The following is a 2,423-nucleotide window of genomic DNA, read 5'->3' on the forward strand; positions in this document are numbered from 1 at the left end:
CCCTTGATGACTCCGTAGGAGGCGCGGAAGCGGTTGCCGCCGAGATCGCCCTTGTCGCCGGCGTGGAGCGGCATGTGGAGATCGCCGACGAAGTGGACGAGGAAGGCGAGCGCCATCACCCGCTCGCGCACCGGCAGCGTCTTGTCGGCAAGCAGCTTCGCGTTGCGATCGATCTGGGCGGAGACGCAATTGCCGTCGCGGCAGGGCGTCTTGATGTCGAACGGCTTGCAGATGTCGACATTCTGATAATGCCAGGGCGAGGCGTAGCTGAACCGCTCGCCGAGCGTCTTCACGCAATCGGGCCAATAGCTTGCATCGGCGATGTTGCGGATCGGGCAGGTCGGCGTCTCGAGCAGCGCCGACCGGGCGATCAGCCGCTGGATCGCGGCCCGCGTCTGCGGCTTCACCCTTGCCTCGGCGACCCGGGCGACGGTCCAATGGCCATATTCCCACCATGCCGCAGCCGGGGAGGCAGCGAGGAGGAGCGCGAGGAAGAGAAAGAATCTACGCATGGGTCCCTTTAACCATAATCCCGGCCGAAGCTTGCTGATATAGTGAGGCTCGACTCGACCGAGTCCCCGGAGGTGCCCAGATGCTCTTCTACCGGCTTGATACCTTCAAGGCCGAAGGCGGCCAGCCGATCGCCTCCGATCGGATCGCCGCCCTCGACGATGTCGAGGCCGTGCGCGTCGCCAGGTCGATGGACGAAGGTCATCCGATGGAGCTCTGGTGCGGGGACAGGAAGGTGAAGACCTTCGCCTCCCGAGAAGCCGAGGCCGCGGGCTGAGGAAACCAGAACAGAAACCTGATTGCTCCCGGAACGCCCACCCCGACAGCGATCCACCTCCCGCCCCGGATCGTCCGGGGCGCTTTGCATCCGGGCCGGGTTCATTCGTCGCCGAAGATCTGGACGACCATCCCATCGGCTGATGCCTTGCCGCGATACATACCGGCGCTGTTGAACGACCAGCCGGCTTCGCCCGAACGCGAAACGAAGATGAAGCCGCCGGTGCCGCCGAGCTCGCCCACTTCGGCGATGACAGCATCGGAAGCCGCCTTGGCGGTCTGGCCGAGCATCCGGACTCGCGCGCAGATTTCGTGGGCGGCCGCCTCGCGGATGAAATATTCGCCCGATCCGGTTGCGGAAACGGCGCCGGCGCGGTCGTCGGCGTAGGTGCCGGCGCCGATGATCGGGCTGTCGCCGATCCGGCCCCAGCGCTTGCCGGTGATCCCGCCCGTCGAGGTCGCTGCGGCGACATGCCCTCCAGTGTCGAGCGCCACCGCACCGACGGTGCCGTATTTCATGTCGACGTCGAACCAGCCGTCCCTGTTGCTGAGCATATCGTCGAGCGCCTGCCGCCGCGCGGGGGTGGAGAACCATTCGGGCCCCGCCTGCTCCAGCCCCTGGTCGCGCGAGAACTGATCGGCGCCGCCGCCGCTCAGCATCACGTGCGGGCTCTTTTCCATGACGGCGCGTGCAAGGCTCACCGGATTGCGGGTGGCGGTGGCGCCCGCAACGGCGCCGGAGCGGCGCTCGCGCCCTTCCATGATCGCCGCATCGAGCTCGGTCGTGCCCTGGTAGGTGAAGACGGAGCCGCGGCCGGCGTTGAAATGGGCATTGTCCTCGAGCTTCTTGACCGCCGCCTCCACCGCGTCGAGCGCGCTTCCGCCCGCGGTGAGGATATCGGAACCGACCTCGAGCGCATTGGCCAAAGCTGCGCGGATCTCCCGCTCCTGGTCCGCGCCAATGACGTCGCGTTCGAGAATGCCCGCCCCGCCATGGACCACGATCTTCCAGGCATGCGGCTGGTCGGAACTGGTCATCGGTGAAGGCTCCGAGGGCAGGGGTATCAAGCGGATAGGCGCCCGCATAGCCACAAAGCGCCGCCGCCGCCACCCGCCCCCGCCCTGCGCTTCCGAATGCGCTTGACGACTCTCCGGTCATATAATTATGATATCATCATTCCAGGGAGGGAAATGATGGCGACGTCTGCAACAGGTTCGAGCGATCTGAAAGCGCTGCGGCTGTCCGAAGAACGGCAGGCCGCGACTCAGAACGGCTATGTGATGCTGCTGGTGCTTCTGGCGGCGGTGGCAGTCCTGCTCGCCGGGTTCGGAATCGCGGCCGGCGGCAACGAGGACGCCGGGCTGATCCTCATGGCCGTTGGCGGCCTTGCGACCGCCTTCGTTGCCGCCGGCTTCTATTTCCTGCAGCCGAACCAGGCGGCGGCGATCCTGCTGTTCGGCGATTATCGCGGCACGGACCGCAGCTCGGGCCTTCGCTGGCGGCTGCCGTGGCTGACGCGGACCAAGATCTCGACCCGGGTCCACAACGTCACGTCCGAGCGGCTGAAGGTGAACGATCTGCGCGGCAACCCGATCGAGATCGCCTCGAACGTCGTCTGGCGCGTCACCGATACGGC

At 66.5% G+C, this 2,423-nt stretch carries 4 protein-coding genes; 2 read left to right on the forward strand and 2 right to left on the reverse strand.

Annotation, left to right across the window (positions count from 1 at the left end; all coding sequences use genetic code 11):
• Positions 1–512, reverse strand: a 512-nt coding sequence (locus VF662_RS08150) for a S1/P1 nuclease (protein WP_464139722.1), incomplete at its 3' end; no start/stop codon positions are given.
• 80 nt (positions 513–592) lie between these two features.
• Here VF662_RS08150 and VF662_RS08155 point away from each other — a divergent pair.
• A complete protein-coding gene (locus tag VF662_RS08155; RefSeq protein WP_464139724.1) occupies positions 593–787 on the forward strand; it encodes a hypothetical protein in 195 nt (64 codons plus the stop codon).
• A gap of 101 nt (positions 788–888) precedes the next feature.
• Here the strand turns inward: VF662_RS08155 and VF662_RS08160 are convergent, their stop codons facing one another.
• Entirely contained in the window at positions 889–1,824 is a 936-nt protein-coding gene (locus VF662_RS08160; protein ID WP_464139726.1) for an isoaspartyl peptidase/L-asparaginase family protein, read from the reverse strand.
• Positions 1,825–1,980: 156 nt separating this feature from the next.
• Between VF662_RS08160 and VF662_RS08165 the strand changes: the two genes are divergently transcribed.
• Positions 1,981–2,423, forward strand: a 443-nt coding sequence (locus VF662_RS08165) for an SPFH domain-containing protein (RefSeq protein ID WP_464139728.1), incomplete at its 3' end; no start/stop codon positions are given.

Origin of the sequence: Allosphingosinicella sp., from assembly GCF_036387215.1 — a bacterium.
Classification (GTDB): Bacteria; Pseudomonadota; Alphaproteobacteria; order Sphingomonadales; family Sphingomonadaceae; genus Allosphingosinicella.

What these genes read in the sequence shown, in the direction of transcription:
- VF662_RS08160 (WP_464139726.1), bottom strand. Translation starts at nt 1,824, where the DNA reads ATGACCAGTTCCGACCAGCCGCATGCCTGGAAGATCGTGGTCCATGGC.
- VF662_RS08155 (WP_464139724.1), top strand. Translation starts at nt 593, where the DNA reads ATGCTCTTCTACCGGCTTGATACCTTCAAGGCCGAAGGCGGCCAGCCG.